7 protein-coding genes and 1 pseudogene are annotated in these 7,495 nt (G+C 35.2%); 5 read left to right on the top strand and 3 right to left on the bottom strand.

The features are described 5' to 3' along the window. Positions 1 to 889, top strand: a pseudogene (locus ACY65O_RS01435) (hypothetical protein); the annotation flags it as partial. On the opposite strand, the gene ACY65O_RS01430 reads toward ACY65O_RS01435, so the two are convergent. Beyond that, on the bottom strand, positions 886 to 1,722 hold the full coding sequence (locus ACY65O_RS01430; RefSeq protein WP_462219066.1) for a formyltransferase family protein: 837 nt from the start codon (positions 1,720 to 1,722) through the stop codon (positions 886 to 888). The pseudogene ACY65O_RS01435 and the gene ACY65O_RS01430 overlap by 4 nt on opposite strands. Positions 1,723 to 1,994: 272 nt before the next feature. After that, positions 1,995 to 2,321: a bacillithiol system redox-active protein YtxJ gene (ytxJ, locus tag ACY65O_RS01425; protein WP_462219065.1), complete on the bottom strand. Its 327-nt coding sequence runs from the start codon at positions 2,319 to 2,321 to the stop codon at positions 1,995 to 1,997. A gap of 308 nt (positions 2,322 to 2,629) precedes the next feature. Here ytxJ and ACY65O_RS01420 point away from each other — a divergent pair, with 308 nt between their 5' ends. The 3 genes from ACY65O_RS01420 to ACY65O_RS01410 all read left to right on the top strand — a co-directional run bounded on the left by ACY65O_RS01420 (position 2,630) and on the right by ACY65O_RS01410 (position 5,852). Then, positions 2,630 to 3,400 carry an exonuclease domain-containing protein gene (locus ACY65O_RS01420; protein ID WP_462219064.1) on the top strand — a complete coding sequence of 257 codons (771 nt, stop codon included), beginning with the start codon at positions 2,630 to 2,632 and terminating at the stop codon, positions 3,398 to 3,400. A 75-nt stretch (positions 3,401 to 3,475) separates the two neighbouring features. After that, entirely contained in the window at positions 3,476 to 4,270 is a 795-nt protein-coding gene (locus ACY65O_RS01415) for a polyprenol monophosphomannose synthase (RefSeq protein WP_462219063.1), read from the top strand. Between the two features lie 175 nt (positions 4,271 to 4,445). After that, positions 4,446 to 5,852: a carboxypeptidase-like regulatory domain-containing protein gene (locus ACY65O_RS01410; RefSeq protein WP_462219062.1), complete on the top strand. Its 1,407-nt coding sequence runs from the start codon at positions 4,446 to 4,448 to the stop codon at positions 5,850 to 5,852. A gap of 110 nt (positions 5,853 to 5,962) precedes the next feature. Here ACY65O_RS01410 and xerD read toward each other — a convergent pair whose 3' ends face one another. After that, positions 5,963 to 6,859, bottom strand: a complete 897-nt coding sequence (gene xerD / locus ACY65O_RS01405; RefSeq protein ID WP_462219061.1) for a site-specific tyrosine recombinase XerD — start codon at positions 6,857 to 6,859, stop codon at positions 5,963 to 5,965. A 142-nt stretch (positions 6,860 to 7,001) separates the two neighbouring features. Between xerD and ACY65O_RS01400 the strand changes: the two genes are divergently transcribed. Next, on the top strand, positions 7,002 to 7,495 hold a 494-nt coding region (locus ACY65O_RS01400; protein WP_462219060.1), incomplete at its 3' end, for a YkgJ family cysteine cluster protein.

The raw sequence follows: 7,495 nt of genomic DNA, 5'->3' as shown, positions 1-7,495 counted from the left end.
CAACAGAAACGATAAAAGCCATACTGTTGGTATAAGCAGCGCATATGCCGGTTGGCTTCTTGTATTAAGTATTGGCGCAGAGGAAAGTTTTAACCGTACACGTGATACCGCATTTGGCAAGTCTGTTATATTTAATTCGGCCACATTAAAAACAGGTTTTTCTGTTCCTTTAAATTTTATTGGCGGACGAACGAATAAGTTTTTAAATTTTGGTGCAGGATACAATACTGAACAATACTATTATACCGGGGTAACTAAAAATATTTTCGATAACAGGGCAATCAATTATGGCAATACTTTTTTTTCTTTTAGTAATGTAAGCCGCAGGGCAAAGCAACATATTAATCCACGGTGGGCACAAAGTATTGCAGTTAATTACAGAGATGCTTTTAATTTTAGAAACAGCCATAAATTGGTGGGCAGTGCAGCATTATATTTTCCGGGTTTTGCTGCCAATCATAGTTTGGTGGTAAACGGAGCTTATCAAAAAAAGGACACTTTGCCTGGTGATTTATTTAGCAATACATTTTCTTTTGCAAGAGGTTACCAACCGCTGAGTGAAAGGAGGATGTATAAAATTGGTTTCAATTACCACTTTCCGATATCTTATCCTGATTGGGGTATAGGTGGAATTATTTATTTTCAACGCATCAGGGCAAATGCATTTTATGATTACAACAGTACTAAGGCAAAGTTTTCCAACGGTAATATAGCAGAAGTTAAAAATCGGAGTACAGGGGCAGAATTATATTTTGATACCAAAGTGTGGAATTCGTTACCCGTAAGTATTGGGCTAAGGTTTGCTCATTTGCTTGATACGGATTTATTAAACAGGAGTGTAAAAAACAGGTGGGAGATTATTGTACCCATTGGGCTGATACCCGATTAATTTTTTAATAATTCAAAAGGTAAAAAAATATCCTGCCAGTTAATTATTTTGCCACCATTATTTTTAAAGGTAATGTAATCTGCTGCTTCGGGCAAGCTGTGATAGCTGCCAGGTAAATCCTTATGTAATGGAATAATTGTTTTGGTTAAAACATTCTCTAAGGCAATATTCAACATAAGGTGGTAGTTTTTATGCACATAAAAATAAAAGGTAATCATTGATCGTAATATTTCCTTACTCTCCACTTTTTCCTGATAATACAAATCTCCTTCGTCAATTTTTTCATTTACTTTATGAAATGAAATGCCCTGCAGCTGATTAGATAGTTTTGCCCAAAAGTAAGGGAACAAACCTTTGTTCATGGGTAAAAAACCGGCATGTTTGTTAACCACACAAATTTTTGGGGCGTTAAGGATATCCTTTTTAAGAATATAATCAACCATTATCAGTACTATATCAATTTCATTTGCTTTAACCCATTCAATGAATGATGCATCATTAGGGTTAGGTGTTTTAAAAAAAGGGATTTTATTAGTTTTACAAAGTTTACTAAAACTTATGTGATACTTACCTGCCAGCGATTTTATAAAGGAAAAAATCTTAAAAGAAACTACAAAACTAAAAAGCTTAAAAAAATTCCAAAACCTGAAAGTTTTTAAATACCAGTACCATGCGGAAGCCTTTTTCTTATTACTGAATTTTTGGTTGCAAATCCAAAATCCTGCACAATCATATTCCTGAATAAATGATTGCGATCTAAAAACATTATTCCATGCGTAAAGCGACCATAATTTATCATCACCTGATATTATCGCAATTTTTAATTTTCGCATACTCATAATAAATTTAATAATTCTTTTAAGCAAAAGACTTTACAGAATTATTATTTACTGGTAAATAGCCAGTGATTAATATAGCGAAAATATATAGAAGTTTATATAGAATGCTATTACTGGCAGCTTATATCAGGCTTTTGCAGTAACGCACATTTTGTGCCAATAAAATTATCACTGATGCTTAAGCCTGATAAAAATAAAGAAGAGGATAGTTGACTTATAAAAAAACTGTTTTTTTAAAACAGCTTTATATCAAAATCAGGTTATTGTTATGCCTGCTCCACTATATCATCCATCATAATGCCGCTGTGGCTTTCATCGTACACACATGTGCCATTTTTAATTAGCAGCACCTGTGGCGACTCATGAAATACAGAAAAATTTTCGGCTATTTTGTTAGACAGCTGGCGGTTTTTTATCAGGTCGAGGTAATAGAAATCTATATTATCGGGCTGGACACTCCTTTCTAAACGGCCTTTAGCCATGTTGCTTATATTACAGCGTGTGCTGTGCTTAAAAATTAATTGAGGCTTTTGTTTAGACAATTCTTTTATTCTGTCCAACTGGTGCTCATCATTCAAATCAATCCACGTCATTACAAACAAGCTTAATTAATGAATAATACCTTCGGTACCAGGGCATCCGGCTTTACGGCTGGTGGTACAGCTGTTAAAAATTACTGCCATTAATAGTAGTGCAGCACAAACAAAAAATAATTTTTTCATCGGTTAAAATTTCAGGTTAAAAAACTATTATTGCAACTATTAGTTAGTGCAAAGGTAAATTACCAAAGCTAAACGGCGAAATTAGCTATTTTATTACCTTTCTTGTTTAATAAGTGTAAAAACTACCCTATTTTTAACCTTATTTTTCAATAATTTATGATTTAAAACCTCAAACAAACATGTTACAACTTACAAGGCCTATTGCATTTATCGATCTGGAAACAACAGGAGTGAGCCTTTCAACCGACCGTATTGTGGAAATTGCGGTAATTAAGCTATTGCCCGATGGCAGCCGCCAGGTAAAACGCAAATTGCTGAATCCGCAAATGCCCATACCAAAAGTAACCAGCGACATACATGGTATTACCGATGAAATGGTAAAAGATGCACCAACTTTTAAGCAGGCAGCAAACGAAATAAAAGTATTTATTGAAGGGTGCGATTTAGGAGGCTACAACAGCAACCGCTTTGATGTTCCTATTTTAATGGAAGAGTTTTTAAGAGCAGGCATCGACGTTGATTTAAGTAAAAGAAAAATGGTGGATGTACAGCATATTTTTTATACCATGGAGCCCCGTACACTAACGGCGGCTTATAAATTCTTTTGCGAAAAAGAATTGGTAGATGCACACAGTGCCGAAGCTGATGTTAGTGCAACAATAGATGTTTTTTTTGCACAGCTGAAAAAGTATAAAAATTTAGGTAATACAGTAGAGTCTGTTTTGGGTGCCATTGGCGAAGAAAAAATTGTGGATTATGCACGCCGCTTTAGCTTTGATGATAAAGGAACCGAAATTTTTAATTTTGGAAAATTTAAAGGTCGTTCAGTTGCCGAAGTATTAAAGGCTGAACCTCAGTATTATGACTGGATGATGAGAGGCGATTTTCCACTGCACACCAAACAAAAATTAACTGAAATATTCAACCGCACCCTGTTAAAAAACAATTAATTATCCACGGTACCCAATATGTAAATGATACATTAAGTTATTTTTTGTAAATTTGATTTAGCCAATAAGCATGAGTTGGAAAAATTAGTCATCATACCTACATACAACGAAAAAGAAAATATCCAAAATATTATTGGTGCAGTAATTGGTTTGGGGCAGCAGTACCATGTTTTAATTATTGATGACAACTCACCTGATGGCACAGCTAAAATTGTAAAAACATTATTTGCAAAATACCCCGGGCAATTATTTTTAGAAGAGCGTAGTGGTAAATTAGGGTTGGGCACTGCATATATTTTTGGATTTAAATGGGCCATTGATAAAGGCTATCGTTTTATTTTTGAAATGGATGCCGATTTTTCTCACAGCCCTAAAGATTTAGAAAGATTATACGATGCCTGCAAAGATGGAGCAGGTGTTGCCATAGGATCGAGATATGTAAAAGGCGGTGCTGTGCAAAACTGGCCTGCCGACAGGATACTTTTATCAAAAGGGGCATCTTTATATACGCAGCTTATAACCTGGATGCCGGTTAAAGATCCCACTGCCGGTTTTGTTTGTTACAAAAGAGAAGTTTTAGAAACCATTAATCTAGATGGTATTTCTTTTGTAGGCTACGCCTTTCAGATAGAAATGAAATTTGCCGCCTGGAAATTGGGTTTTAAAATTACCGAAGTGCCTATCACTTTTATCGACAGGGAACTGGGTGCCAGTAAAATGAACAAAGGCATAATAAAAGAAGGCGTTTTAGGCGTATTGCAATTACGCTGGCAAAGCATCTTTAAAAATTACCGTAAAAAAGTTACCAATACCGTTTACACCAACTCCGTTTCGTTTCAGCAGCATGAAGTATTGCTGGAAAGAAAGTAATTTTTTGTACCCGGCAACTGGATTTCTATTTAACTTCATTGGTCTGGCCTAAAGCGAGACACTCTTCAACTGTAACTCATTATTCATCTTTTATCTTAGCGTAAAAAAAGGATTTATTTTTTTTCTCTTATGTAATCCCAAAAATGGCTGCATCAGTATAGCAAACCTAACTGTAATGCAAAAAATTCAACTTTCTATTCCTGAGCCTTGCCATCAAAACTGGAACGAAATGACTGCCACGCAGCAGGGCCGCTTTTGCAACAGTTGCGCCAAACAGGTGGTTGACTTCAGCACCATGAGCGACACTGAGGTACTCCACTATTTCTCCAGTATAAAAAACGAAAATGTTTGTGGACGGGCCTATCCCGACCAATTAGAAAGAGCTATTTCCAAAACTAAAGAACCAAAGAAGAAATTATTTTGGTACTGGAATTATATAACCATGTTGTTCCTGTTCTTTTCAAAAACCAATACTGCAAAAGCACAGGGAGGAATAAAAGTTGTTACGGAATCTAAAATAGATGCAGCTAAACAGGATAGAATTACAAAAGGAGAAATAGCTGTAAACACTAACAGGATAATTACAGGAAAAATAATTGATGAAGCAGGGCAACCGTTGCCTGGGGCATCAATAATAATAAAAGGTTCAAAGAATGGAACAAGTGCAGATGTAAATGGATTTTATAAAATTAATGTTGATACCAAATCTGATATTCTTGAGATAACTGCAGTTGGTTTTGAAAGGAAGGAAATAAAATTGACAAGTTTAAACAGCTTTGATATTATACTTAGCAAAATGGAAATGGAATTACTGGGAGCATTAGTTATAACGTCTGTAAAAATTGATGAACAAGGCTATGTTTACACTCCAATACCACCAAAACATATTGCCATAATTGAAGTAAAAGATAATGCAACACTGCAACCAATTACTAAAGCAGCTGTAGTTATAAAAAGAATTGGAACAAACAAATCAGATGCTGTTTTTACAGATAAAAAAGGCATTTATAAATTAAGAAAAATTGAAGAAGGTTCAAAATATTCTATAACTATTACAGCAGCTGGTTTTAAAGAAGAAGAGATACAAATTACCTGTAATGACTTTGATGAAAGAAAAATAACTAAACAAATATTTATAGAAAAGTTGCCAGAACTAGCTGACTATAAAAAAATGGATTCAGTTCTAGTAACTTCTTATGGAAATGGAAGGAGGTTTTGCAGAGTGATGGGATCCATTAGTATGGTTAGTGAACAAAGACAATCAATTTTAAAAGATACACTTAAAACAAGAGTTTCAACATGGGTTTCAAAAAATACCAGTGCAGTAAAAATTTATCCCAATCCAATACAAAGAGGTAATTCATTTTCACTTTCGCTTAAATTAAAGCAAGCCGGGATGTACAACATTCAAATTGTGGATGCCGCTGGCAGGGTAGTTTTGCAAAAACAAACTGTTGCTCTTGCAAAAACACATACCGAACAAATGCAAACCAACAGCATTTGGAGCAGCGGTATTTATTACATTAGGATATTTAATGATAAAAATAATTTTATAAGCACCAATAGTTTTAGTCTTCAGTAGTAATGGTTGTTTACGCCGGTCATGATGTCTGCCTAACTTAGTAATCAAATTGGCGGCATCGGACCGGTTTTTTTTACATGGTCTGACGTCCCGTCTGACCATGTAAAAAACTATTTAAATGCCGGATGAAATTGCTGCAATGTATCTCTTAAATATTCTCTGTCTAAGTGCGTATAAATTTCTGTAGTGGTAATACTTTCGTGGCCCAGCATTTCCTGCACAGCCCTTAAATCGGCACCACCTTCCACCAAATGTGTGGCAAAAGAATGGCGAAAAGTATGCGGCGAAATACTTTTAGTGATGCCTGCTTTTTTTGCCAGCTCTTTTAAAATTAAAAAAATCATTACACGGCTGAGTTTACTTCCCCTGCGGTTTAAAAACAAAATATCTTCCTGGTCTTTTTTAATGCTGATGTGTACCCTTATATCCTCTTTATAAATTTTGATAAATTTTATTGCATCGCTGCCAATGGGTACCAGTCTTTCTTTATCACCTTTGCCAATTACCCTTATAAAACCAACATCCAAATACAAACAACTCATTTTTAAATTCACCAGTTCGCTTACACGTAAACCACAGCTGTATAAAGTTTCCAGTATAGCTTTATTGCGGCCGCCTTCAGGTGTGCTTAAGTCAATTTGGTCAATAATTTTTTCTATTTCATCAAAACTCAACGTATCGGGTAATATGCGTTTTAGTTTTGGTGCTTCTAATAAAACGGTAGGGTCGGTGCTGGTAATTTGCTCCAGCAAACAATATTTATAAAAGCTTCGTAAGCCCGAAATTATTCTTGCCTGCGATGATGCTGTCATACCTAACTCAGCCACCCATTTTACAAAAAACTCCAGGTCTTTAAGGGTAACTTTATCAGGCGATTTTATTTCTTGAGTTAATAAAAAAGTAGTGAGTTTATCAATATCATGCAGGTATGCCTCCACAGAATTATCTGCTAAAGATTTTTCTAATTGCAACCAGGCTTTGTAGCCTTTTTTATAAACGTCCCACATAATGCCCCTATCCCCTAAAGGGGGACCGCAGTTTTATAGTTATACTTTTATGCACAATGCCGGCTTTTCAAAAATGTCTATTTAAAACAATTATACACTATTTTCGCTGCTTAAATTTCATTTACAGTATTTAAAATTGATTATGCAGCCAGTAAATCTCCCTTCCTTTAAGCGAAAAATGAAGCTTAATAAAAGAAGAATGAAAACTTTTCTTACCAAAACAGAAAACAATCCGCCCAAAGGTTTGGATAAATTAACGGCCGCTTTAGAACCCGAAGTTTGGAAAGAGATAGATTGCCTTACCTGCGCTAACTGCTGCAAAACTATGACGCCTACTTATACCAAAGCCGATATACAAAGAATTTCCGCTCACTTTAAGCAAACGCCGCAGCAGTTCAGCGATCAATGGTTAATTTATGAAAAACGTGATAAAGACTGGCAAAACAAAAAACAACCCTGCCAGTTTTTAAATTTAAAAGATAATAAGTGTTCTATTTACGAAATACGCCCTTTAGACTGCTCCGGTTTTCCGCATTTGCCTAAAAAGAAAATGGTTGATTACATGCATGTGCACAAACAAAATATTGAGTACTGTCCGGCAACATATAAGCTGGTAGAGAAAATGATGGAAGCAGC

Origin of the sequence: Ferruginibacter sp. (assembly GCF_031430955.1) — a bacterium.
Lineage (GTDB): Bacteria > Bacteroidota > Bacteroidia > Chitinophagales > Chitinophagaceae > Ferruginibacter.
This window is presented reverse-complemented; position numbering and strand designations above follow the sequence as displayed.